Consider the following 23,551-nt stretch of genomic DNA (forward strand, 5'->3'; position numbering starts at 1 on the left):
CAGAGCGCTTGCTAATACAAACGCACATCCTAAAAACGCTAATCTGAACTCTATGCCTTCGTCAGAAGAGGAAGGATTGGCAAGCGCAGGCCCCCTTAGACCTCTCATAGTTTCCAAGAGTCGAACGGGAATTACGCTTGAGCATAAAATTCAGTTGCGCAAGTCAAACTTTACACTCAACGTTTTTCAGTCAACTTGCGCTAAAAAGTGAACTGTTTTATCGAATTGACCGGAAAGCTAGGCCATTATTTCTGGATTTTCAACCAATCCACTTACTTTCCAAACAGTCTCTCGAACTGGGTGACTTGGGAAATTTCCACGATGCATCAATGTTCCAATCCCGCTATAATCCCGCAGTTTTCAACATGAAATGTGGTCAGGCGGTGGTGTGAACCGTTTTATATTTATTTCTTTTAGATCTTAAAGTGCATTTAACTGCATTTTTTGGACATATATAATGAGCGGCCGCATTCGGGTATTGACGATGCTGACACCTGGATAAGTCACTCCATGGTCAGCCTGCCCCCAGAACACTCTCGGTAGAGTCAAAATGGAACAGATGAGCGAACTGGTACTGATTATGATCAGTGCCATCCTGGTCAACAACTTTGTACTGGTTCAGTTTCTGGGCCTCTGTCCGTTTATGGGTGTCTCCAACAAGCTGGAGTCAGCCATGGGTATGTCTCTGGCCACCACGTTTGTTCTCACTCTGGCCTCTATCTGCAGCTATCTCACTTATCAGTACCTATTGATTCCCCTGGGTCTGGAATTTCTTAAAACCATTGCTTTCATCCTTGTCATCGCAGTAGTGGTTCAGTTTACCGAGATGGTGGTCAGAAAAGTCAGCCCTCTGCTGCATCGTGTCCTTGGCGTATTCCTGCCTCTGATCACCAGTAACTGTGCTGTTTTGGGTGTGGCTCTGCTGAACAGCAATCGATTAAACAGCTCACTGGTTGATTCTGCGACCTACGGCTTCGGCGCTGCTGCCGGTTTCTCGCTGGTGCTGGTTTTGTTCTCTGCCATGCGTGAACGAATTGCTGCTGCCGATGTCCCAACTCCTTTCAGGGGAGCGGCCATCGGAATGATCAGTGCTGGCCTGATGTCACTGGCCTTTATGGGTTTCACCGGCCTGATCAAACTGTAAGGGAGAGCTGTCAAGGTTTATGGAAATCGTCATTTTCGCCATTATCGCCCTTCTTGCCCTGGCGCTCGTTTTTGGCGCCATACTGGGTTTTGCCAGCGTTCGCTTCAAGGTGGAAGGCAACCCTATTATCGACCAGGTGAATGAACTACTGCCCCAGACCCAGTGCGGTCAATGTGGTTTTCCGGGCTGTCGTCCCTATGCAGAAGCAATTGTCAGCGGTGAATCCATTAATCGTTGCCCTCCCGGTGGTCAGTCCACTATCAATGCACTGGCTGATCTTCTGGATGTAGAGCCAGAGCCACTGGACGAAGAGCACGGCGCCGAAAAACCACCCATGGTCGCTTATATCCGGGAAGATGAGTGTATCGGTTGCACCAAATGTCTACAGGCTTGCCCGGTTGATGCCATTCTCGGCGCTGCCAAGCAGATGCATACGGTCATGAAAGATGAATGCACCGGCTGTGATCTCTGTGTTGAGCCCTGTCCTGTTGATTGCATAGACATGGTAACCATCGAAACAACCACTCGTACCTGGAGCTGGAACCTGCCCTCCAGAGCAGAACCCGGCCTGATAGCCACTGACATGAGAGGGCAAGCCCTATGAATCTGCCTCTCAGGGACATTACTGAATCCGGGCACTTGTCCAGAGGCAAAGTTTGGCCTCTGACGGGTGGTGTTCATCCTGAAGAAAACAAGCACCAGTCCAACCGCACGCCAATCAGGCCGACTCCCATGCCGGAGAAGTTGATTCTGCCATTGTCACAGCACGCGGGATCTCCTGCCCAACCCATTGTTTCTGTTGGCGACACCGTATTGAAGGGACAGATGATTGCCAAAGCGACCGGCTTTGTCAGTGTGCCCGTTCACGCACCTACCTCAGGCACTGTAACTGCAATAAGTTCGCAAGCTATTCCCCATCCCTCCGGGATGCACGACGAGTGCATTACATTGGTTCCGGATGGAAAAGATCAATGGTGTGAGCTAAAGCCCGTCAACGATTATACTACTGTTGAGCCAGCCACCCTGGTTGAACTTATCCGCCAGTCAGGTATTGCGGGTATGGGCGGAGCAGGCTTCCCAACCGCAGTCAAGCTATCGCCAAGGAGCCCGGTACACACCCTGATCCTGAATGGCTCGGAATGTGAGCCGTATATCACGGCTGATGACATGCTGATGAGAGAACGTGCCGACAGCATTATTGCCGGCGCAGAGATTTTGCAACACCTTCTCAATGCCGAATGCTGCCTGATCGGCATTGAAGACAACAAGCCAGAAGCGATTGAAGCTGTTAAAAAAGCCGTTGCTCTGTGCGACAACGGTCACAGGATGAAAGTGGTCGTCTTCCCAACCAAATACCCTTCCGGTGGTGAAAAGCAGCTGATTCAAATACTGACAGGTCTTGAGATACCCTCCGGGAAACTGCCTTCTGATTTGGGTATTGCTGTTCAGAATATCGGCACGACGGTGGCTGTCTACGAGGCTGTCCAGCATGGAAAGCCCCTGATTTCCAGAATCACCACCATGACCGGCAAAGCCCTCTCAAGCCCGGGTAATCTCGAAGTTCTTCTGGGCACACCCGCCAGACACCTTCTCTCCTGTGCAGGTATCAATGATCAGGAGCTGGAAACATTGATTATGGGTGGCCCTATGATGGGTTTCACGCTCAATGAGCAGGATGTCCCTGTCACCAAAACCAGCAACTGCCTGATTGCCGGAACCCGGGAAGAATTCCCTCCGGCTATGCCCGCTCAGGCCTGTATTCGCTGTGGTATGTGCGCAGAAGCCTGTCCTTCCTCTTTGCTGCCTCAACAGCTTTACTGGCATGCGAAATCAGAAAATCATGAGCAGCTGAAGCATCATAACCTGTTTGACTGTATCGAATGCGGTGCCTGCTCCTATGTTTGCCCGAGCAGTATTCCACTGGTTCAATATTACCGCGCCTCAAAAGGTGAAATTCGGGCTCAGGAAGCCAGACATGCCAAAGCAGAGCGCTCTAAAGTTCGCTACGAAAATCGCCAGGCCCGTCTGGAAAAAGAGCAGGCTGAAAAAGAAGCCAGGCGTAAGGCTAATGCTGAACGCGCTGCCAGGTTAAAAGCTGAGAAGGCGGCTTCAGGCAATAAAGTTTCATCAGCAGCCCCGGACCCTGTCCAGGCCGCCATTGAAAGGGCCAAAGCCAAAAAAGCAGCCACTGGCACAGCTACCAGCAAGTCGGCAAAAGCGACACTGTCAGGAGATCAGAAAGAGCTCAGGATCCAATTGTCTCTGGCCAACGCCCAGCTGAAGAAAACCCGCAGAGCTCTGATTCAGGCTCAAGAGAAAGCAGAAGGCGACGTTGACAAGCTAAGTGCTGACGTCAGTATGCTGGAGAACCAGGTGGCAAAACTGCAGAAAGATTTTGATGCTGCAGCCGTTTCAGAGCCTTCAGCTATAAAACAGCCTTCAGCTATAAGACAGTCTTCAGCTATAAAACAGCCGCCGAAAACTGAAAAAGCCCTTGATGAAGAAGCCGCCAAAAAGCTGAAAATAGAATCCGCTATGGCTAAAGCGGCCTTGAAAAAAGCAGAAAGAGCTTTGGCCACAGCACTCGAAGAAGGTAGCTCTGAAACAGAAGCCCTCGAGGACACTGTAGAAGAGTGCCGCCAGAAAGCAGAGCGTCTGGCCAAAGAATGTGCTAACGCCGATCTAGAAAAGCCTGCAAAACCCGCAGCGGATGACAAAAAACTGAAAGTTGAGCGTGCAATGGCCAAAGCAGCTTTGAAGAAGGCTGAGCGCGAAATGGCTAAAGCCCGGGAATCGGGCTCCATTGACACAGTACCCCTTCAGGAAAAAATAGACGAATGTCGGCAAAAGCTTGAACAGCTGGAATCTGGAAAAGCATCCGTTGCTGATAGCGAACCGGAGACGACCAGACCATCATCCCCGGCAAAAGTAGAAGCCAGCGACGACCTTAAGAAATTGAAAATTGAGAACGCCATGGCCAGAGCCGCTCTCAAGAAAGCCCAAAGGGCACTGGATAACGCCGAAGGCGATACTCATGCCCTGGAAGCTGCGCTGATGGAAGCACAAGCCAAAGCAGCTGAAGCTGAAAATGCTCTGACCGCAGCAGGTTAAATCTCATTTAATAAACAGTCGGAATTTACGATGACCCTGGTAAGGCAGACATCCCCCCATGCTCGCAGCCCGAACAGCACGCAGCAGGTAATGAAATGGGTCCTACTGGCAGCAATGCCGGGTCTGGCCATGCAGACAGTCTTTTTTGGCTGGGGAACGCTGATCAATCTCGTCTGGTGCGTATTCATTGCACTGGGCTCGGAAGCCTTGGTGCTGAAAATACGACAACGCCCTATCGGCTTTTATCTCTCTGATGGTTCTGCGATTGTCACTGCCGTGCTGCTGGCCCTGGCACTGCCACCTCTGTCTCCATGGTGGCTAACCCTGATAGGGACCTCCTTCGCTATTATCATTGGCAAGCAGCTCTATGGGGGGTTGGGCAACAATCCATTTAACCCGGCCATGTTAGGCTATGTGCTGCTACTGATCTCTTTCCCTCAGGAAATGACACAGTGGTTACCTCCACTGGGTTCAGCAACAGGCGCAGAGGGTCAGGCTGCAGTGAAAAGTTTCAGCGATGCGCTTTTCACCATTTTTCCATTGTTCGGCCAACCCGTTAATGTTGATGCCATCAGTATGGCAACGCCGCTGGATATCGTTCGGGAGAATACATCTCTGACCATGAAAGAACTCTGGTCAGAGAATACAGCCTTGCAATATTTTGCTGGCAGAGGCTGGCTCTGGATCAACCTTGCTTATCTGTTGGGTGGCCTTTTCCTGCTCTACAAAAAAGTTTTCACCTGGCACGCACCAGTGGGAATGCTGGCAGCCCTGCTGGTGATGTCTACCCTGTTCTGGGGTGGCACCGGATCTGGCAGCCACGGCTCACCACTGTTCCATTTATTCAGTGGTGCCACTATGCTCGGCGCCTTTTTCATCATTACCGATCCCGTCAGCAGTGCTACCAGTAACAAGGGCAGGCTGATCTTTGGCGCTGGCATAGGAATTCTTGTTTACGTTATCCGAGTCTGGGGCGGGTATCCTGACGGTGTCGCCTTCGCCACACTGTTAATGAATATGGCTGCACCCATGATTGATTATTACACCCAGCCCAGAACCTATGGTCATAAGAAGCCCAACAAGGGTTTGCCTAAGCAGCCCTGAGTGAATAATGCGAAATGAGTGACTCACGAATACCTGTAGATAAAGAAAGTCAAAATGAGCCAGAGGCGTCTTCTCAACAGAAGACACCTTCTGGCGGTCTGACCAGTAGCATCGTCCACAACAGTCTGACACTGGGTCTGTTCGCCATTCTGACCGTAGGCCTTATCGCTGCGACTTTTGTTTTGACAGAGAAGAAGATTCATGCCCAGGTTCGTGCCTTTGAAGCCAGGGCTCTGAAAGAAATTCTTCCGGGTAAGACACACGACAACAACATTCTGGATGCCCGAATTACCATCCCGGCCAATGATTTGCTGGCAACCTCTACCGAAAAGTATGGCTACGTAGCTTTCAGGAATAACAAGCCTGTGGCAGTTATTCTCCCCGCCGTAGCCCCCGACGGCTATGCCGGAAAAATCGATCTGCTGGTGGGTATTTATACCGACGGAACCCTGGCTGGTGTCAGAGCTACCCAACATAAGGAAACACCCGGACTCGGTGATAAAATAGACACCAAAGTGTCTGACTGGATTTTGCAGTTCCAGGGTAAATCGCTGCTGGACCCTGCCCCTGAAGATTGGGGTGTCAAGAAAGATGGCGGCCAGTTTGACCAGTTCACCGGAGCTACTATAACCCCCAGGGCTGTTGTCGGTTCCGTTTATCGAACCCTGAACTATTTTGACGCTCACAGGCAAGCACTCTTTAAAGAGGGCGAGGCAGCCATGAACGGAGAAACTACTCTAAGCGAAGAGACTGACTTGAAGGGAGAGACAGCCTTGCGCGAAGAAAGAGGTGCAGAAAAATGACCAATGACGTTGCTACTGATTCAGCGCTGCAGAAAAAATCATTATTTGCCGATCAATCTGCCGCCAAGATTGCCTGGGACGGACTCTGGAAAAATAACCCGGCCCTGGTCCAACTGCTGGGTCTTTGCCCCTTGCTGGGTGTATCCAACACTGTAGTTAACGCTCTGGGACTGGGAGTTGCGACCATGCTGGTTGTCATGGGCTCAAACATCGTTGTTTCCCTGATTCGACATCAGGTGACTGACGCAATTCGCCTCCCCGTTTTTGTTATGGTCATCGCCTCCTTTACCACCTGCATAGAGCTTTTGATGCAGGCCTACACCTATGAACTGTACAGGATTCTGGGTATCTTCATTCCCCTGATTGTCACCAACTGCATTATTTTGGGCCGTGCAGATGCCTATGCCTCCAGGCAACCCGTGATTCCTGCCGCTTTTGATGGGTTTATGATGGGAGCAGGCTTTGCTGCCATTCTGGTTCTGCTGGGAGCGCTTCGGGAACTGATCGGTCAGGGAACACTATTCTCAAGTATGGACCTGCTGCTGGGCCCTGTCGCACAAAACTGGACAATTGTCGTTTTTCAGGACTACAAACAGTTTCTGTTCGCCATTCTTCCTCCCGGAGCCTTCGTATTCATGGGCTTTCTTATCGCCATCAAGAATGTCATCGACAAAAAGCTGGAAGAAACCAGAAAGGCTCAGGAACCGTTATCAGAAGTGGGCAGTAAACGTGTTCGAGTAACTGGGAATATCTAATGAATAAGGAAAAAAGGACCCGAATTTTTACCCGGTTACGGGACCAGAACCCTAACCCGACCACAGAACTCAATTACTCCTCATCCTTTGAGCTTTTGATCGCCGTGATTCTTTCAGCTCAGGCAACGGATGTTGGCGTTAATAAAGCAACGGATAAATTATTCCCGGTGGCTAATACACCCCGGGCCATTTTAGATCTGGGTCTTGAAGGTCTGAAGGAGTACATCAAAACCATTGGCCTGTTCAATGCCAAAGCCGAGAATGTCATCAAGACCTGTAGAATGCTGCTCGAACACCATGGCGGCGAAGTCCCAGATACCCGCGAAGCCCTCGAAGCACTCCCCGGTGTGGGTAGAAAAACCGCAAACGTTGTATTAAACACTGCTTTCAGGCAACCTGCCATGGCTGTAGATACTCATATATTCAGGGTTTCCAACCGCACCGGAATCGCTCCGGGCAAGAATGTTCTGGAAGTGGAAAAAAAACTGGTCAGACTGGTTCCCAAAGACTTTCTTCTGGACGCTCACCACTGGCTCATTCTTCATGGTCGCTACGTCTGCAAGGCCAGAAAACCTCAGTGCGGCAGCTGCATTATTGAAGATTTGTGTGAATTCAAGAAAAAGACTTCCTGACCTATTAGTACCTGACCAGGCACCGAGACTCCGTCCGTCCTGAGCTTGTCGAAGAATAATGGCAACACATTTCGACAAGCTCCGGACGAACCTTATGGAGTATAGCGCTTTAGAAACCGCAGTGACCTCTGTTAATCCAGGCGGCAACAGCTGCGGAAGTAACAGCAGACAGAATACCAGCATAAGGAATCGCTGAAAAATAACTGACAGCGGACGAAGTGTTAGCCGGATCGCAAACCTCTTTATAACTTGCAGGGTAGTAACCATGAGTTCCAATATAGGCTTGAGTGGTAGGTGACAGCATAAACGCTGCAAAGGTTTCAGCTGCTTTGATGCTGGTAGAACCCTCTATTATTACCATTTCCTGCCTGAGACGATGAAAATCATTGTCTTTTAACAGGGACACCTCGTCATCTTTGGGATAATTGTGCCTAACATGATGTGAATCCCTGGAGTGATCATCTTCTTCATGAAACACTAATGAGGCCGGGAGCAGAGCAAATAGCTCTGTTTTGTTTATGTTGTTGTTCCAGACATCATGGGTACTGTTTTCGATCTTGATTCTCCTCATTTCATTCAGGGGATAGTACAACCCCGCAGCCTCAAGCAGATCCTCCGCCCTCTTGCCGTAGGGAGAATCCTTAGGATCCGGTATATAGACTGTCTCATTGCGATGCTTGGAGATAAAGTCACCCAACTCCTTCAGTGTTATAGTCTCTTTTCCATGACCGTGACCATGATCTTCGGTCTGGTTACCCATCTTGTGCAAGAACGCAAGCCGACCAAACGCATAGGTTTTCCGTGACTTCGGTTTGGCTTTTTCTAGCCGCACCAGCGTAGCCGGGTGGGTTTCATCTGCACTGAGAAAGACGTCGAAGGGCTCGTCATTAATAATACGATCAAACAAATCATCACTTGCGCCTTTCACCAGCGTAAGCTCAATGTCCGGATGGAGTTTATTAAAGGTTTTTCTCAACTCAACAGCTGTCGGGTAAAAGTTGGATGCAACCGCAATTTTCAGCGTGTCTGATAAAACAACGGGACTGAGGAATATCAGAGCCAGAATAAAACATGCGGATCGATAGACTTTTTTAAAAAAACCATGTCGTGTATTAGACCTGAGAGACTGCCAATACTCTTTGAAACTCCATTTCGGGCAGCTGAATAAAGTCGGCATTAACGTAGTCATAACAACTCTGTGTTTACTGGTAGATAGGGCAAGAAAGTATAGACGGTATTTATGCGATGTATTTTTTTATCGGTTTAGTCTCACTCGTCATTTGGACATTGGTAAGGTCCGCACATGCTGACGTACATGAAATTAAAGGTATCAATCACCTGTTGTATAGTCATTTCAATGATGCCGGTCCTGGCAGGGCTTCTCTCTGCTGTAGGCTTCGATCTTGCAATATTTAAAGGAATGACGCCCTGCCCTGCAGCTAATGCCTTCGGAAAAGTTTGATTAAGAATAACGGTAATCAGAGACTCTGTCAGGCCTAAAGCGAAACCATAGTCAGGGGAACTGGGATTACTCGCCATGTATTCATATATTACTTTATTTTCTGAAGAAGCAGGTTGAATATGTCTATTAATGGTAAGGAGACTTTCAACCGCACCAGAACGACCATGAGGGTCACGAATATAAACAATCTCTTTTTCTTTGTCATAACCGATCAGACTATAGGCGTGCCGGGGTTCGATTCCCTCGAATGGCCTTAGCTTCAAGGGGGCTGACAACGCTGAGGAAATAAAAAAAGTTGCTGCTTTTTCATCATCCACAAAAAAGTTGAGTAGCATCTTTAACCGAGCCTGAGATTCAAACTCCGGGTTGATGTGCCCGGAAAGTGAATTCATGAGTACCTCATTGGCTATTGATGGGAGTACTTTGACCAGCTCAGAATATTGATGATACTCGAATCGCGCCCGATCATTTCGTCCCCGTACGTTATAATATTTTTTCGACAGATGCGCATAAGCGGCTTCCAGCATCGCCAGCCAGATACCGCCATCGCGTGTTTCGGCAAAGTGTGAGTAACGCTCAACTTCTCTGAATTGAATCACTTCGCCTTTAGCAATCCCGGGAAAAACAATTTCAAACGTCTGTTCATCGAAGGGATAAAAGTAATTGAATGCGAGTCTTTTTCCCGTTTCTGAGCTGGCTATTGAGGCCAGCCAAGCGATCAGAATACAATCTGGAAAATACCCCTGCAGGAGATTATCCGGAGTAATACTCGTCAGACCTTGAGGAAAAAGTCGTCTGTAGCCGTCGGCAAACGGTTGCCGTTCGGGTTTTGCAAGCCAGACATCCCAGAAGCTGTTGTCCTGCTCGTGGTGATACTTTGCGACTCGCCCCGACAGTTCAGCCAATTCAATGCTTTCTCTGCTTAATGAGGCAGTGACAGGGTTTTGCCATGACTCGAAATTAACAAGATAAAGTCTGATGGTCTGGTAAAGGTCTTTGTTCAGATAGGGTGCATGGTAGCCCTCAATCAGCTCATCGTAGGAGAGCAGGCCATCAAAGTCTTTATCAAGGGCACCTGCCAGCTCAGGGAAGTAGCGGTAGGCCGACGGATAGCCGGGTGAAAATACCCCGCCAAAAACCTGGACAGAAAAAAATAGCAAACTCGTCAGTAATAAAGGGTGTAAGCGGTCCATAGTACTTTTTCTCCAAAAAAACCTTAATCAGCTCGTCAGGTATTGCGATACAACCCTCTATTAATTAGATGACAGAAGGCTCCGAAGAGTTCCTGTATATGGGTTAGTGAAATGGACACTATTGTTAGCAGAATCGCCGTGTGCCTGCTCAGAATCAGCTTGTTTATTCTGCGCTAAAGCGCACCGGATCTGAATTTAAGGCCATAAGGTTCCTGCAACAATTGAAAGAGAAAACAGTGCTGACTCTTCTTTTTGACTCTTCTTTTTGACTGTCTGGAACTAGTTGCACTTTCTGTTGTCCAAATAGATACCGACAATTAAATTTAGAGAGGTAACTTACTATGCAACCATTAAAATCCCCATCATCACTGCCACCAGACAGCTCAATCAGGCAGGAGCAATCTGTCCAGTCAACAGACACCTCAGGAAGGGCTGATAACGGAAGGGCAGTAAACAGCTGGTTTGGCGCTATCTATAACGGTTTCTTCCGCGCTATTGGCTACGGAGAAACCGGTACAGACACTGCTTCAGCTCTTTCCGACAGGACAATCGCTGCTTCTGTCTCCGGCAGCTCTGCACACACAGGCTCCATTCAGGCAGCCGATCCACAACCAGTCACTCCAATGGAACTCACAGAGGTTTTACCTGCTCTGGCAGAGGCCGTAAGTGCAAAAGATGCCGCCCGGGTTAAATCACTGCTGGCATCACTGAAACTGACATCCCCGAATCAAGCTGCGCAAGTAGCCGAGGATAACCTTAAAACCATTTTGCAGGATTATTTTCCATCTGCTCGTAAAATACCCCAAAATGATTACATAAAGCTGAAAAAGCTTATCGACTGTTTGCTGGCCAACTGTGGCAAGGGTGGTTATGCACTGGCGAATTCAGCTCTGAACCTTTTTGTCGTCCGGGGAGATTTTCCACATGCCCAGTCTGTTAAAGATAAACATCAGGCAATTCTGGAAGCAGATCATCTTCAGGTAGCCCTCGATAAGGATGTCCAGAATTACGCGCCATACGTTAAACATACCGACGACTCTTACCCACGCTTCCTCCATAGCCACAGCAAAGCGCTACTGGCCCTGGTGGATCAGCAAGATCATCAAACCATGGAGATTGCCAGGAAAACGTTCGCTGACGGGCTGGAAAAATGTTTGAGAGACACCCAATGGGTGCGAGGCTTGCCCCCACAAGATTTTACTGAGATAGAGAGGTGTTTTTGGGAATTTTACAAATTCGGCATCAAGGATGAGGAGCTGGCCTACTCCTTCCTGAATCTCTTCTTTATCAGGGGTGATTACGAGTCGGCAAAGAAAGTTGCATCGGACGGTATCCGCATTAACGACGAGGACCTTTGCAAAGCCCTCAGGGATCATTTTCACCAAGGCTCTGTCAAGCAACTGTTTGAGCTGGCAAATCCCGGGGCTGCTGGCCAAAAGAGAACTAAAGAAACCGTTCTGGATATTTTGCAACAAGCTCTGGTCGATGTTGATCGCATGCCACCTCATGAGATTGTAAATTTCGAGAGTTTTATCCGGTCTTATATCTGCCTGCTTTCTAAACCGGTCGAAGGCAGATTGTTCTTGCTCAACCCGCTCATTGATTTTTGTGTTCGTGGGGAAAAAATTGAACTGGCACAACGGCTGAAAAGAATTTTTAAGGGGTGTTACCTTGAGCCAAAGGCTTTCGAGAATGCCTGTGAAAAACTGAAGCAGTCTGCAACCGATGAATTAGAGAAATCAGAGACGCTAAAAGCGTTATCGGATCTGACCGAGCCCGCCAAGATCAAGACCGATTAAGCCTTCGGTCTTGATCTTGGGCTGAGTGAATTTCTTCAAGGTCCTGGACAGAAAACCCTGGCATTCTGAAGACTTTATTGGCTCGGCTGGCAAGTACATCACGTGGTACAATCACTTTTCAAAGTGAAAAACTGTAAACCATAGAACAGATAAACTGCACATGACCCCTACGATTGAACTTGCCATAGATCTGATTCAGCGTCCCTCAGTCACTCCCGAAGATGAGGGCTGCCAGGACCTGATGATCAGCCGTCTGGAACCCCTGGGCTTCAAAGTAGAGAAACTGCGGTTTGGTGAAGTGGAAAACATCTGGCTTCGCAGGGGAGACTCTGCGCCGGTTCTGGCATTTGCCGGTCATACCGACGTTGTACCCACAGGCCCTGTAGAAAAGTGGGATAACCCTCCTTTTTCTCCTTTTGTCGATGAAAACGGTATGTTGCAGGGCCGCGGCGCGGCAGATATGAAAGGCAGTCTGGCTGCCATGGTGACAGCTTGCGAAACCTTTCTGGCCGCGAACCCTGACCATAAAGGCTCCATTGCTTTCCTGATCACCAGCGATGAAGAAGGTCCGGCACGGCATGGAACCGTTAAAGTCATTGAGCACCTGGAAGCCCGTCACGAAAAGATAGACTGGTGCATCGTAGGCGAGCCATCCAGTACTCATCAGGTAGGCGATATCATCAAGAATGGACGCCGGGGCTCTATGCACGGCCACTTGCTGATTCATGGGATTCAGGGGCACGTCGCCTATCCGCATCTGGCCAGAAATCCGGTTCATGAAGTGGCACTGGCTTTATCAGAGTTGACCGGCGAAGAGTGGGATCAGGGCAATGAGTTCTTCCCACCCACCAGCTTCCAGATCTGGCATATTCATGCCGGAGAAGGTGCCAGCAATGTGATTCCCGGAAACTGCGAAGTCAACTTTAACTTCCGTTTCTCCCCTGAAGTCACTGACAAAGCGCTGCAGGAAAGAGTGCTGGCCATTCTGGATCGACATAACCTTGAATACGATATTGAATGGCATATCAGCGGCCAGCCATTCCTTACCCGCCCTGGTGCGCTGGTCAATGCAGCCCTGGCATCCATCAAGGCTGAAACCGGCATAGATTCAGAGCTGTCGACCTCTGGTGGCACCTCCGATGGCCGGTTTATAGCGCCAACCGGTGCCCAGGTGGTTGAGCTGGGTCCGGTCAACAAAACCATCCATAAAGTGAATGAATGTATCAAAGCCAGCGACCTTGATGATCTGGGCCGGATTTATCAGGGCATCCTGAAGCGACTGTTGACCTAAATTCATCCTCTACTCTCAGACATACAGACCCTATGAACAAGGTTGAAGATCTAGAAATTTATGTCAAAGACCTGAGCCTGGAGATGATCCGGAAATGGCTCACGGTTAATTTTGATAGCGTTGAAGTTCTTAGTAGCGGCAAGAAAGTCCACGACTTTCTGCTGCACAGCGAGAAAGACTCAGCGCCGGTGATGATTGTTGAGTGTGCGGTTGGCAAAGCCTGGACCAGCATCTGGTTCAAAGCCAATAAAACCCCCTGGAGTGATGATATGGCCTGCGCCAGAAGCCTGAACCAGTTTGCCAGGTGCCGGGTGAGGGCCAATGCAGCCCCCTGGTCAGACGGTGAAGATATGGATGAATGGTGGCAGATGACGGAAACAGGCGAAGAAAGCACAGTCTCCTGGCCTAATGCTCTTTGAAAACTTATTGCTGCCAGAGAAGCTATTAAGCGCTTCTGGCTTTTCCCCATTGCTTTTGCTCGCCAGGAAAGAACAAAACCCTTACTGGCGTGCCTTCACTCCGGGAACCTGTTTTCAATCCGGGAAATAGTCACTTTCCTCTTTGCGCCACGGCCTCTATTCAAGCTAGAATCCACCGACAGCCATTCACCCTCTTGATTTCAGGCCGCGACCAATTCCATGCACAAACCCAATACTCTCAGTCGCTTTTTGTTTCATAGCTTGAGAAAGCTGTTATTCATCTGGGTTAGAACAACGGTTCATAACAACACTGCACAAAGCCTTGGGATTCAGCCAGACAAGCCTGTCTGCTACGTACTTCGTAACCGCTCCCTGTCCGATCTGATGGTAGTTGAGCAGGAGTGTCGAAAAGCCGGTCTGCCACGACCCTATGCGTTTATTCACAGTGGTCACAAGAACGGTGATCAGGCCTATTTTTATCTGACTCAGCAGCGAGGCGTTCTGCTTCAAAGAGAGCATCCGGAAACGGCAGATACACTGGCAAATCTTCTCAGGGAAACCGAGGAGCATCCTGACCGCGACGTTCAGCTGGTTCCTGTCAGTATTTTCTGGGGACGGGCCCCGGATAAAGAGCAGTCCGCCCTGAAGCTCCTTTTTGACTGGAACTTCAGCCTGGGAGGACGGTTCAGGAAGTTTATGGCCATTCTGCTCCATGGCAGACAGACCATGGTTCACTTTAATCCAGCCATGTCCCTGAGAGAAATGGTGGATGAAGGCCAGGAACACTGCCGCACTCTCCGAAAGGTGGGTCGTATTCTCAGGGTGCACTTTCGTCAGCTCAGAGAGTCTGTCATTGGTCCTGATCTCTCTCACCGAAGAATACTGGTCAATGGCCTGATCCATACACCACAGATTCGCAAAGCCATAGAAGCTGAAGCCGCTGCCCGGGAAATCACCCTGATCGAGGCCGAGAACAAGGCTCGACAATACGCCAATGAAATCGCCTCTGACTACTCTTATCCGGTCCTCAGGTTTCTGGACATTGTCTTGACCTGGTTCTGGAACAAGCTCTACGACGGCCTGTCGATCAATAACATCGAACCGATCAAAGCACTTTCCCAGAAGTACAGCGTTGTTTACGTACCCTGTCACCGCAGCCATATTGACTATCTGTTGCTTTCCTATGCTCTTTACAATGAAGGACTGACACCTCCCCATATTGCTGCCGGTATCAACCTGAATATGCCTGTCGTTGGAACCATTCTCCGTAAAGGCGGCGCTTTCTTTATGAGAAGAACCTTCAGAGGCAACCCTCTCTACAGTGCAGTCTTTCATGAATACATGCATACCCTGTCCAGTCGTGGATTCCCCATTGAATATTTTGTTGAGGGTGGCCGCTCCAGAACCGGTCGAACCCTGAACCCGAAAACCGGCATGCTCTCTATCAGTCTGAGAAGCTACCTGAGAGATAACCGACGACCCATATTGTTTGTGCCGGTTTATATCGGTTATGAGAAGTTACTGGAAGTCAGCACTTACATGAGTGAGCTGCGGGGCAAGAGCAAGAAAAAAGAGTCCCCTCTTGACGTTGTGCGCACACTGGCAGCCCTGAGGGATCAGTTTGGCAAAGCCTGGATTAACTTTGGTAACCCGGTCAGCATGGGTGAATTCCTGGATAAGGAAGTACCTCAATGGCAGCAGGATCAGTCTGAAGACTTTAAACAACAGTGGCTAAAGAAAGCTACCAACACACTTGCTTTCAAAATTGCCAGTGGGATTAACTCAGCGGCAGTCATCAACCCGATCAATCTGATTGCCATGGCCCTGCTTTCATCGCCACGTCATGCTCTGGGTGAACAGGAGCTGGTTCTGCTGATTGAGACTTATCAGCAACTCCTCAGGAAATCTCCCTACAGCCAAAAAACAGTTATTACTGATATGGATGGCTATAGCGTTATCCGCTATGCCGAGAAGCTGGATGTACTCAATAAATTCACTGATTCTCTGGGAGATGTTTACAGTCTTGACGAAAAAACGGCGGTAATGATGACTTATTACCGGAATAACGTACTGCATATGTTTGCCGTACCTTCCCTGCTCAGCTGTCTGTTTATCAACAACAATGCCATGACACAAAGAGAAATTCTCCGAGTCTGTTCCATTTTATACCCTTATCTTCAATCCGAGCTCTTTCTCAGATGGAGTAAAAGAGGATTTCTGAAAGTGGTCAACCAGTGGCTGGAAACATTGGCAAGTGAAGGGCTTATCATCAGTGACCATGACGGCTATTACCGCCGACCTGATTACAGCTCAGTGCAGTTTGTCACCCTGACGGTGCTTTCCCGTGCCATTGCCCAGACCCTTGAGCGCTTCTTCATGGTCATCAGCCTGCTGATCAGTAATGACAGCGGCAATATCGAACAGGAAACCCTGGAAAACCAGAGTCGTGTTCTGGCTCAGAGACTGTCCATTATCCACGGGTTGAATGCCCCTGAGTTCTTTGACAAGGCGCTGTTCAAAAACTTTATCGAGCAGTTAAGACTCAATAACGTCGTGGAGATCACCCGGACTAACAAGCTCAACTACGGCGATGAAGTCAAAATGGTCGCGGACGAAGCCTTTAAGGTCCTGACCAGCGAAGTCCGTCATAGCATACTGCAAACCACCAAAACCCAACCTGCTCCTGTCGAAGAGCATTAACTCGCTTTCGGTTCGGGAACCCTCTTTCATCGTCGGATGATTGGATGATGAAAGAGGGAACCGCTAGTCCTGAACCTTTCACTAAAATGCTTTAAGAGCGTGGATATCATACCTGCATGCCTTTCCTTCCAGTTTGTAGGTAGGTGAGGTATTGCCCAACTCCGGTGATAACCGGGGTCTTTTAATCACCACCCGGTATTGGGCCAGTTTCAGGGCAGGCTCAAGCAACTCATCGGCATCGGGATCACCTGATAATAGTGCCTGAAAGATTTTCATTTCCTTTTTGACCTCTGCAGACCTCTCTTTATGCGGAAACATGGGATCGAGATAAACGACATCAAACTGTTTTCCAAGGGACAGACTCGACGCCATAGCATGACGACTGTCTTCTTTGATCAGCTGCATACGTCCGGCAATCTCTGAGACCTCCGGATCTGCTATCGCTCTTCTGATGCCGTCTTCCAACAAAGCGGCGATGACGGGAGAGCGCTCAATGACCGTCACCTTGCAGCCAAGAGAGGCCAGCACGAAGGCATCTCGACCAAGCCCACCTGTGGCATCCAGAACATGAGGTTTGACACCTTTATTCAAACCCACAGCTTTGGCTATGTCCTGACCTTTCCCGCCGCCGAACTTTCTTCTGTGGCCTGCCTTGCCGCCCACAAAATCAACACTGATGGGTTTTTCTTTTCCACAAGCCCGTGTCAGAGAAAGGCGATCATCTTCGAAACCCAGAATAAGTTGATTTTCCCGGCAGCCAGCCGGATTCTCAATGTAAGTGGCTCCATCCATGGAACTCAGCAGCGCCTCAAGATAGGCTTGCTTATCAGGATCCGGATGAATTTGTACTACGACAGAACTGGCCATTCACCTATTGCTCACAACGCGTTTAGTTAGATCGGATTTTATCACCGGAGAGCTGTTTGAAAACCTCGAATCATTTCTAAAGGGGGCCTCCCGGGCTGGTTCCAGACCGCTATTCTGTAACTGTGCACCATAAAAAAACAGCAGACATTTGGCCTGCTGTTTCTGTTAATAGAGGAAGTTTCAGATATTAGTTCGAGCATTAATCAGGCTGAGCAACCACCCTCAGGTAAGGCTTCAGAGTCTTCCAACCCTGCGGGAATTTCTTTTTAGCTTCTTCCTCTGAAACCGCAGGTGGAATAATCACATCCTCACCAGGCTGCCAGTTCACTGGAGTAGCCACAGTGCATCGGCTGGTCAGCTGAATAGAATCCAGAGAACGAAGGATCTCGTCAAAATTCCTGCCGGTGGTCATTGGATAGGTCATCATCAATTTGACCTGTTTGTCAGGGCCGATGATAAATACGGTTCTGACCGTAGCATTGGTGGCAGCTGTTCTCCCTTCTGAGCTATCACCTGCGTCAGCAGGCAGCATGTTATACAGCTTCGCTACGTTGAGGTCCGTGTCACCAATCATGGGGTACAGGGGCAGGTGCCCCTGAGTTTCCTCAATGTCTCTGGCCCAGCGTTCATGATCATCTACAGGGTCCACACTCAAACCAATGAGCTTACAGTTGCGTCGTTCGAACTCTGGTTGCAGCCGGGCCATATAGCCAAGCTCTGTCGTACAGACAGGTGTAAAGTCTTTCGGATGGGAGAATAAAATAGCCCAGGAATCACCTATCCAGTCATGAAACCGAATAGAGCCTTGGGTGGTTTGAGCTGTGAAATCAGGGGCAACGTCATTAATTCTCAGAGTCATGTCAATTCCTCGGGGATCTACCTCGGGTCAAAAGCCAGTATCTCAGTACTATCTATGAAAAACTGTTCTCATTAAGATCAGTCTGAAACAGATAGAGTCTTACCCGACCCGTCCCGAATTACAACCTATGAGAAGTAAAGCCTGTTTATGCAAATGATCAACCGGAATTTACAGTTTGAAGATGAAATTACCCATCCGGACAGGATGGGTAGCGATGCTTTAAGTGTTTACCTGGAACACCATCACAGCGATCAGTAATGCGCCGAGAATAAAGCGATAGATCACAAAAGGCATTAATCCGATTCGATTAATAAACGACAGAAAGAAGTATATGCAAACCCAGGCACTGAAGCCTGCCAACAGGGCACCAGAGAAGAGTACGCTCCAGTCCACCGGCTCTGTCGCTTTAACAAGGTCCAGTGTCAGAAGCAGCCCTGCTCCGAGTATGACCGGAATAGAAAGCAAAAACGAAAAGCGGGCTGCTGCCTCCCGGGTCAAACCGAGCATAAGGCCAGCGGTCATGGTTATGCCTGAGCGAGAGGTGCCCGGAATCAAGGCGATAGCCTGGGCAAAACCAATTAACATGGCCTGACGAAAGTTTAACTTTTCGATAGGTTGTATTTTTTTCCCCTTGTAATCTGCCCAACCGAGAAGCGCACCAAATATCATGGTTGTCCCCGCAATGACGGCAATACTGCGCATAGCCTCGTCCAGGCCCAAGGACTTCAGGACAAAACCAAACACAACCGCTGGCAAGGTAGCAAAAATCAGGTACCAACCCAGACGACTGTTGACCGATGAGCCTTTACCCATCAGAGAGCCCAGCCAATCCTGAGTAATTCTGATCAAGTCTTTACGAAAATATCCTACAACCGCGATCAATGTGCCAATATGAACCGCCACATCAAATGCCAGACCCTGATCCTTCCAGCCCAACAATTGCGCAGGCAATATCAAATGAGCAGAACTGGAAATCGGCAGAAACTCTGTCAGGCCCTGAAGCAGAGCAAGAATGATTACCTGAAGGCTATCCACGATAGCTTCCCTCCCCTGATGGATAATATCAGCCCATGCCGACTTCTGTGTCATCTCACAAAGGAAGAAAGCACTTCCCATCAGGCTTTAATTGTTAAAGGAGAAAACGAGTTTTATCGTTCACTTTTCTTGAGAGCCACTTTATCTCTGAGATAGACTGGCCTGGCTTCTTCAGCAGGGACACTGAGTCCTTCGCTGAAATCAGCCGCAGCCAGAATGGCGATATCTGCCGCCCTGGGATATGCCTCGGGAAAACATTTCACCACTTTTGCTGCCAGCTGGTCTTCGAACTGCCAACCCGTCCCCATACCCAGCCAATTCTGTTTGCCATCGGGCAGGACAACTTTTTCGGGGGTGATAACGCGCTCTTCAATCACTGGCTGCATCAGCCCATTCTCTTCCTTGAAAGCTCCCCAATAAACCTCACCCATACGGGCATCAATAGCAGCCAGTACGGCATTTGACTGATGCACTCTGAAGCCTTCCTGCGCCAGTGCTCTAAGAGTTGACACAGCAACAACCGGCTTATCGATGGCAAATGCCAGCCCCTGCACCATGGCAGCCGCTATTCTGAGACCTGTGAAAGCACCTGGCCCGCAACCAAAAGCCAAAGCGTCCAGATCAGACAGGCTGACTGCCTGTTTTTTCAGTAGATTGTCGACCATTCCCAAAAGCTCACGGCTGTGCCTTCTGGGTAATAACTCAAAATGTTCAACAATCTCGCCATCCAGATTCAGTGCCACTGAACAGGCTTCTGTAGCGCTATCTAGAGCCAGAATTTTCATCAGCGTATCTCTAGTAGGGGTAACTCATGCGGCTAACGGTGTATTATATCGTTGCCAGCTCATGAGAAAGTCTCCTGAAAACGTAAAAAAAGGACGAACAGTCGTCCTTTTTTTACGATCAGCATCATGAGATGCCAGACAGCAGAGCTTATCAGGCAGCCCCAGGCTTCAGGGCACTGATCACTTTAGCCTTGATATCATCAACACTGCCTACACCCTCTACACGGCTATAACGGGTCTGGCCTTCAATAGACTTATAGAAACTGACCAGAGGGGCCGTCTGGTCATGGTAAACGCCCAGACGCTTGCGAACGGTCTCTTCGGTATCGTCATCACGCTGAATCAGGTCTTCACCCGTCACATCATCTTTACCTTCAACCTTCGGTGGGTTATAGACAACGTGATAGGTTCGGCCACTGTCGGGGTGAACACGTCTTCCTGCCATGCGTTGAACAATCTCTTCATCTTCAACGGCAATTTCGATCACATGGTCAATGTCGACGCCGGCATCACGAAGTGCTTCAGCCTGGGGAATGGTTCTGGGAAAGCCATCAAACAGGAATCCATTGGCACAGTCATCCCTGGCAATACGTTCTTTAACCAGCTCAATGATGATTTCATCTGAAACCAGGGCGCCGGAATCCATAACCGCTTTGACTTTAAGGCCCAGCTCGGTACCGTCCTTGATCGCTGCGCGCAGCATATCGCCGGTAGAGATCTGGGGGATACCAAACTCTTCCATGATGAACTGGGCTTGCGTACCTTTACCGGCACCCGGGGCACCCAACAGAATCACTCTCATGAACAGGCTCCTGTCTGACAAGACCCAGTGTTTGAGCATTGCCACGACGATTTTAAAAGGCACAAAGGATATACACAGAGCCACTGGGTTACAAGTTGATACAGGAAAATTCTAACCTCCATGCACCCATCATCAGGGTAAACGAGGTTAACTCACAACGATGAAATTTCTTAATCCCTTGGCCGATAAAGTCTCCAGAACACCCATTCCAGAGAGAAGCAGATATGAGATGGCCATACAATGCAAAAGTACTATCCATAAAGGTACTATCCATAATGGTTGTGTCCCTGATGGCTATGACCCTGCCGGTCACATCTATGGCACTTCCTGACGCTAAAATCATGGGGCATCGCTGGCTACTCTCCGCTATAAAAAGTAACCGCCCCCCTTCTGGCTATCTTGATCTCAACAACTGCAGTATTAGCAAGAACATTGGCGACCTGCCTGCTGACAAGCGCACTTACAGAGTTTCATTTGCCGAAAATTTTTCCTACGATCCCGAAGATGGCAGCATCTCAACCATCATGAACAGGCTTTACCAACAGACCCTTAACCTGGGCGGAACCCCTGTTCTTATCAGTAGACCTGCCACCGTTATCCTGACCAGCAGGCCTCAGAGAGAATCGGTCACTTACCAGATCGTCGTCTCTCACAATGAGAGAACCCTGATGCAGCTCTATGAATGCCCCTGGAGTACAGCAGTCTATTTGTGGAAACCCAGAGGGACACTGTTCAACTAACGATTTAACTGATCATCAGTTTGACAACATCAGCATCGGGCTCCCGGCTTTCACCCGCCTGGTGCAGCTTCTCCAGATAGGCCTCCCAGTACACTTCCTGGTTGACACAAAGATCGTAGAGATAGCCCCAGTCGTAAATGCCACTGTCATGGCCATCACTAAAGTGAATTTTAATCGCATAGTGGCCAACCCTTTCTATATTGGTGACCTGAACCTGCTTTTTTCCGGTTTGCAGTACTGGAGTACCATGCCCCCTAACCTCGGCAGAAGGGCTGTGGACACGAAGCATCTCACTGCTGAGCTGATAAGACTCATCGCCGCCGTATTTCAACTCCAGTCGTTGGGATTGCCTGTGAAAGTTCAAAGCTTCGGGGATTTTTTGCTGCATGCTTCAAAGTCTCTACTGCATCGTTAAATGACTGGCTCAACGCAGTTTACATCAGAGTGCTGTTTTCTTGTTAGTTATGCTTACGTCAATGTTGTGAACTTTCAATCTGAGAACCACTCTGATTTATTGGAGGACATCGCTGTTGAATGCCCTTCAACCCGATATCCTTGTAATCAAGGAGAATACTCATTTAATTGAAGGAGCTTAGTATGATTAACTCAAATAACACTACCGGCGCTGTCGGAGGTTCAAACCCAATCACGTCACAACCTGTTCAACCTCAACCGCAAGAGGCTGGAGAAGGTGCTTGTTTCGGTAGGACTGCCAGTACTGCTTTTAGCAGCAAAGGTACGCAATGGGCCGCAGACGAAGCGGATCTGAAAGTCTGGCAAGAAGGCCGTTCAAAGCCACGGAAAATGAAAAAAAAGAAGAAAGGCTCAGGTTCTGCTGACAAGCCTTCTTCAGGCGTTTTTCCCGTTGCATTCCGATACCTTGGCAACCCGAACTACCCTGCCGTTCAGGGTCAGCAGGTCATGGATAAGGGCCCGGAGTCCCGATATTGCCAGCGCTCAAGCGAGGCCGCAGCATCACCTGATGCGCCTGCCAGGGATGATGAAGCTTCTGGTTTCCAGTTAGCTGCCCGGCCAGAGTCGGGCAAGGTAAATCTGACTCGCCCGAGGTTCGGCAGGCCTCAATACACGACGCCACTTGTTGATATTGGAGCCAATCTCGTTAAAGACTGCTTTGACTTGCCCCAGGTTCTTGCAGAAGCCTCCCGGGCAGGGGTTGGTAGCATCATGATAACGGGCACTTCCATTTCTGCGTCGAAAAAGGCTCAGAAACTGGTGGATCAATGGTCGGAGCCATCGGCGAAAGCTGCTGAAGCTTGTGGATTTTCAGATTCCTCCCCATGCTCTTTGTACTATACAGTGGGGTGCCATCCACACGATGCCAAGAATTTCCACCGAGAAGGTGGCATACGGGAAATGAGAAAAATACTTAAACAGGGGGATCGTCACTGCATTGCGGTGGGTGAGTGTGGATTGGATTACGATCGCGAATGGTCGTTTCCTGATGTGCAACGAACCGTGTTCAGGAAACAATTGGAGCTGGCTGCAGAGCTGAAAAAACCACTGTTTTTGCATGAGCGACTTGCCCATGATGACTTCATCGGCATTCTGAAAGATCACATAAATCAGTTGCCTTCACCAGCCATGGCTTGCGTTCACTGCTTCACGGGTAACAGTGAGCAACTGCAGGCCTATCTTGATCTGGGCTGTTCCATCGGAATTACCGGTTATATCGGCGACAAACGTAACGAAGATCTGGTTAAGGCACTGCGCTCTGTTGGTTGGGAGACTCTGCGTGAGCGCCTGATGGTTGAGACCGATGCACCGTTTTTAGAGCCTTATCTGGTCATGCCAGAGCGGTTAGAAAATCGTCGGGGTGGCAGAAGAAGAAATGATAATGAACCGGCTAATCTGCCCTATGTGGTCCACGCGCTGAGCCAGGTGCTTGGCGTGGATGGCGAAGAGATTGCCGCTGCAACCACCGACAATGCCAGACGTATATTCTCCCTCGGTAACTGACGCAGTACTGTTATCCCACCTGCAATGAATCGGATTATTGACACCCTCCCCGCCGTAAAGAGGGTGTCGCAGA

At 49.3% G+C, this 23,551-nt stretch carries 21 protein-coding genes; 13 read left to right on the forward strand and 8 right to left on the reverse strand.

Annotated features, from left to right (window positions below; all coding sequences use genetic code 11):
- Nucleotides 1–559: 559 nt before the first annotated feature.
- From rsxA to nth, 7 genes are read left to right on the forward strand one after another with little or no spacing between them, the layout of a single operon-like run.
- Complete coding sequence (rsxA, locus tag ACO6V5_RS12270; protein ID WP_034834307.1) at nucleotides 560–1,144, forward strand: electron transport complex subunit RsxA; 585 nt, start codon at nucleotides 560–562, stop codon at nucleotides 1,142–1,144.
- Nucleotides 1,145–1,163: 19 nt separating this feature from the next.
- Nucleotides 1,164–1,748 carry an electron transport complex subunit RsxB gene (gene rsxB, locus ACO6V5_RS12275; RefSeq protein WP_422408805.1) on the forward strand — a complete coding sequence of 195 codons (585 nt, stop codon included), beginning with the start codon at nucleotides 1,164–1,166 and terminating at the stop codon, nucleotides 1,746–1,748.
- On the forward strand, nucleotides 1,745–4,255 hold the full coding sequence (rsxC, locus tag ACO6V5_RS12280) for an electron transport complex subunit RsxC (protein ID WP_422408803.1): 2,511 nt from the start codon (nucleotides 1,745–1,747) through the stop codon (nucleotides 4,253–4,255). Before rsxB ends, rsxC begins: the two co-directional genes overlap by 4 nt.
- 30 nt (nucleotides 4,256–4,285) lie before the next feature.
- Entirely contained in the window at nucleotides 4,286–5,359 is a 1,074-nt protein-coding gene (gene rsxD, locus ACO6V5_RS12285; protein ID WP_422132770.1) for an electron transport complex subunit RsxD, read from the forward strand.
- Between the two features lie 14 nt (nucleotides 5,360–5,373).
- Nucleotides 5,374–6,162, forward strand: a complete 789-nt coding sequence (rsxG, locus tag ACO6V5_RS12290; protein WP_422137369.1) for an electron transport complex subunit RsxG — start codon at nucleotides 5,374–5,376, stop codon at nucleotides 6,160–6,162.
- Nucleotides 6,159–6,917 carry an electron transport complex subunit E gene (locus ACO6V5_RS12295; protein ID WP_422132768.1) on the forward strand — a complete coding sequence of 253 codons (759 nt, stop codon included), beginning with the start codon at nucleotides 6,159–6,161 and terminating at the stop codon, nucleotides 6,915–6,917. The genes rsxG and ACO6V5_RS12295 overlap by 4 nt, the downstream gene beginning before the upstream one ends.
- Nucleotides 6,917–7,549, forward strand: coding sequence for an endonuclease III (gene nth, locus ACO6V5_RS12300; protein ID WP_422137368.1), 633 nt, complete (start codon nucleotides 6,917–6,919; stop codon nucleotides 7,547–7,549). The genes ACO6V5_RS12295 and nth overlap by 1 nt, the downstream gene beginning before the upstream one ends.
- 109 nt (nucleotides 7,550–7,658) lie before the next feature.
- Here nth and ACO6V5_RS12305 read toward each other — a convergent pair whose 3' ends face one another.
- Both ACO6V5_RS12305 and ACO6V5_RS12310 read right to left on the reverse strand, forming a co-directional pair.
- Complete coding sequence (locus ACO6V5_RS12305; RefSeq protein ID WP_422137367.1) at nucleotides 7,659–8,738, reverse strand: substrate-binding domain-containing protein; 1,080 nt, start codon at nucleotides 8,736–8,738, stop codon at nucleotides 7,659–7,661.
- 80 nt (nucleotides 8,739–8,818) lie between these two features.
- The gene (locus ACO6V5_RS12310) at nucleotides 8,819–10,204 is read right to left on the reverse strand and encodes a hypothetical protein (protein WP_422408799.1); all 1,386 of its coding nucleotides are present in this window, start codon (nucleotides 10,202–10,204) and stop codon (nucleotides 8,819–8,821) included.
- A gap of 341 nt (nucleotides 10,205–10,545) precedes the next feature.
- Here ACO6V5_RS12310 and ACO6V5_RS12315 point away from each other — a divergent pair, with 341 nt between their 5' ends.
- The 4 genes from ACO6V5_RS12315 to plsB all read left to right on the forward strand — a co-directional run bounded on the left by ACO6V5_RS12315 (nucleotide 10,546) and on the right by plsB (nucleotide 16,413).
- A complete protein-coding gene (locus ACO6V5_RS12315; RefSeq protein ID WP_422408798.1) occupies nucleotides 10,546–12,003 on the forward strand; it encodes a hypothetical protein in 1,458 nt (485 codons plus the stop codon).
- A 160-nt stretch (nucleotides 12,004–12,163) separates the two neighbouring features.
- Nucleotides 12,164–13,294 (forward strand): succinyl-diaminopimelate desuccinylase, encoded by a 1,131-nt coding sequence (dapE, locus tag ACO6V5_RS12320; RefSeq protein ID WP_422132763.1) that lies wholly within the window; start codon nucleotides 12,164–12,166, stop codon nucleotides 13,292–13,294.
- 32 nt (nucleotides 13,295–13,326) lie between these two features.
- The gene (locus ACO6V5_RS12325; RefSeq protein WP_422132762.1) at nucleotides 13,327–13,713 is read left to right on the forward strand and encodes a hypothetical protein; all 387 of its coding nucleotides are present in this window, start codon (nucleotides 13,327–13,329) and stop codon (nucleotides 13,711–13,713) included.
- Nucleotides 13,714–13,932: 219 nt separating this feature from the next.
- Complete coding sequence (plsB, locus tag ACO6V5_RS12330; protein WP_422132761.1) at nucleotides 13,933–16,413, forward strand: glycerol-3-phosphate 1-O-acyltransferase PlsB; 2,481 nt, start codon at nucleotides 13,933–13,935, stop codon at nucleotides 16,411–16,413.
- 81 nt (nucleotides 16,414–16,494) lie between these two features.
- Here the strand turns inward: plsB and ACO6V5_RS12335 are convergent, their stop codons facing one another.
- The 5 genes from ACO6V5_RS12335 to adk form a co-directional block, all read right to left on the reverse strand.
- The gene (locus ACO6V5_RS12335; protein WP_422137363.1) at nucleotides 16,495–17,280 is read right to left on the reverse strand and encodes a class I SAM-dependent methyltransferase; all 786 of its coding nucleotides are present in this window, start codon (nucleotides 17,278–17,280) and stop codon (nucleotides 16,495–16,497) included.
- 199 nt (nucleotides 17,281–17,479) lie between these two features.
- Nucleotides 17,480–18,139, reverse strand: a complete 660-nt coding sequence (locus tag ACO6V5_RS12340) for a peroxiredoxin (protein ID WP_422132759.1) — start codon at nucleotides 18,137–18,139, stop codon at nucleotides 17,480–17,482.
- 219 nt (nucleotides 18,140–18,358) lie between these two features.
- Nucleotides 18,359–19,174: an undecaprenyl-diphosphate phosphatase gene (locus tag ACO6V5_RS12345; RefSeq protein ID WP_422408793.1), complete on the reverse strand. Its 816-nt coding sequence runs from the start codon at nucleotides 19,172–19,174 to the stop codon at nucleotides 18,359–18,361.
- A 113-nt stretch (nucleotides 19,175–19,287) separates the two neighbouring features.
- Complete coding sequence (gene tsaB / locus ACO6V5_RS12350; RefSeq protein WP_422408791.1) at nucleotides 19,288–19,959, reverse strand: tRNA (adenosine(37)-N6)-threonylcarbamoyltransferase complex dimerization subunit type 1 TsaB; 672 nt, start codon at nucleotides 19,957–19,959, stop codon at nucleotides 19,288–19,290.
- 151 nt (nucleotides 19,960–20,110) lie between these two features.
- Nucleotides 20,111–20,761, reverse strand: coding sequence for an adenylate kinase (gene adk, locus ACO6V5_RS12355; protein WP_422132756.1), 651 nt, complete (start codon nucleotides 20,759–20,761; stop codon nucleotides 20,111–20,113).
- A gap of 224 nt (nucleotides 20,762–20,985) precedes the next feature.
- Between adk and ACO6V5_RS12360 the strand changes: the two genes are divergently transcribed.
- A complete protein-coding gene (locus ACO6V5_RS12360) occupies nucleotides 20,986–21,501 on the forward strand; it encodes a hypothetical protein (RefSeq protein WP_422408789.1) in 516 nt (171 codons plus the stop codon).
- A 4-nt stretch (nucleotides 21,502–21,505) separates the two neighbouring features.
- Here the strand turns inward: ACO6V5_RS12360 and ACO6V5_RS12365 are convergent, their stop codons facing one another.
- Nucleotides 21,506–21,889 carry a gamma-butyrobetaine hydroxylase-like domain-containing protein gene (locus tag ACO6V5_RS12365; RefSeq protein WP_422408787.1) on the reverse strand — a complete coding sequence of 128 codons (384 nt, stop codon included), beginning with the start codon at nucleotides 21,887–21,889 and terminating at the stop codon, nucleotides 21,506–21,508.
- A 209-nt stretch (nucleotides 21,890–22,098) separates the two neighbouring features.
- Between ACO6V5_RS12365 and ACO6V5_RS12370 the strand changes: the two genes are divergently transcribed.
- Entirely contained in the window at nucleotides 22,099–23,478 is a 1,380-nt protein-coding gene (locus ACO6V5_RS12370) for a TatD family hydrolase (RefSeq protein WP_422408785.1), read from the forward strand.
- Nucleotides 23,479–23,551 lie beyond the last annotated feature (73 nt).

The organism is Endozoicomonas sp. ALD068 (assembly GCF_049310145.1).
Classification (GTDB): domain Bacteria; phylum Pseudomonadota; class Gammaproteobacteria; order Pseudomonadales; family Endozoicomonadaceae; genus Endozoicomonas_A.

What these genes read in the sequence shown, in the direction of transcription:
- rsxA (WP_034834307.1), top strand. Translation starts at nt 560, where the DNA reads ATGAGCGAACTGGTACTGATTATGATCAGTGCCATCCTGGTCAACAAC.
- rsxB (WP_422408805.1), top strand. Translation starts at nt 1,164, where the DNA reads ATGGAAATCGTCATTTTCGCCATTATCGCCCTTCTTGCCCTGGCGCTC.
- rsxC (WP_422408803.1), top strand. Translation starts at nt 1,745, where the DNA reads ATGAATCTGCCTCTCAGGGACATTACTGAATCCGGGCACTTGTCCAGA.
- rsxD (WP_422132770.1), top strand. Translation starts at nt 4,286, where the DNA reads ATGACCCTGGTAAGGCAGACATCCCCCCATGCTCGCAGCCCGAACAGC.
- rsxG (WP_422137369.1), top strand. Translation starts at nt 5,374, where the DNA reads ATGAGTGACTCACGAATACCTGTAGATAAAGAAAGTCAAAATGAGCCA.
- ACO6V5_RS12295 (WP_422132768.1), top strand. Translation starts at nt 6,159, where the DNA reads ATGACCAATGACGTTGCTACTGATTCAGCGCTGCAGAAAAAATCATTA.
- nth (WP_422137368.1), top strand. Translation starts at nt 6,917, where the DNA reads ATGAATAAGGAAAAAAGGACCCGAATTTTTACCCGGTTACGGGACCAG.
- ACO6V5_RS12305 (WP_422137367.1), bottom strand. Translation starts at nt 8,738, where the DNA reads ATGACTACGTTAATGCCGACTTTATTCAGCTGCCCGAAATGGAGTTTC.
- ACO6V5_RS12310 (WP_422408799.1), bottom strand. Translation starts at nt 10,204, where the DNA reads ATGGACCGCTTACACCCTTTATTACTGACGAGTTTGCTATTTTTTTCT.
- ACO6V5_RS12315 (WP_422408798.1), top strand. Translation starts at nt 10,546, where the DNA reads ATGCAACCATTAAAATCCCCATCATCACTGCCACCAGACAGCTCAATC.
- dapE (WP_422132763.1), top strand. Translation starts at nt 12,164, where the DNA reads ATGACCCCTACGATTGAACTTGCCATAGATCTGATTCAGCGTCCCTCA.
- ACO6V5_RS12325 (WP_422132762.1), top strand. Translation starts at nt 13,327, where the DNA reads ATGAACAAGGTTGAAGATCTAGAAATTTATGTCAAAGACCTGAGCCTG.
- plsB (WP_422132761.1), top strand. Translation starts at nt 13,933, where the DNA reads ATGCACAAACCCAATACTCTCAGTCGCTTTTTGTTTCATAGCTTGAGA.
- ACO6V5_RS12335 (WP_422137363.1), bottom strand. Translation starts at nt 17,280, where the DNA reads ATGGCCAGTTCTGTCGTAGTACAAATTCATCCGGATCCTGATAAGCAA.
- ACO6V5_RS12340 (WP_422132759.1), bottom strand. Translation starts at nt 18,139, where the DNA reads ATGACTCTGAGAATTAATGACGTTGCCCCTGATTTCACAGCTCAAACC.
- tsaB (WP_422408791.1), bottom strand. Translation starts at nt 19,959, where the DNA reads ATGAAAATTCTGGCTCTAGATAGCGCTACAGAAGCCTGTTCAGTGGCA.
- adk (WP_422132756.1), bottom strand. Translation starts at nt 20,761, where the DNA reads ATGAGAGTGATTCTGTTGGGTGCCCCGGGTGCCGGTAAAGGTACGCAA.
- ACO6V5_RS12360 (WP_422408789.1), top strand. Translation starts at nt 20,986, where the DNA reads ATGAGATGGCCATACAATGCAAAAGTACTATCCATAAAGGTACTATCC.
- ACO6V5_RS12365 (WP_422408787.1), bottom strand. Translation starts at nt 21,889, where the DNA reads ATGCAGCAAAAAATCCCCGAAGCTTTGAACTTTCACAGGCAATCCCAA.
- ACO6V5_RS12370 (WP_422408785.1), top strand. Translation starts at nt 22,099, where the DNA reads ATGATTAACTCAAATAACACTACCGGCGCTGTCGGAGGTTCAAACCCA.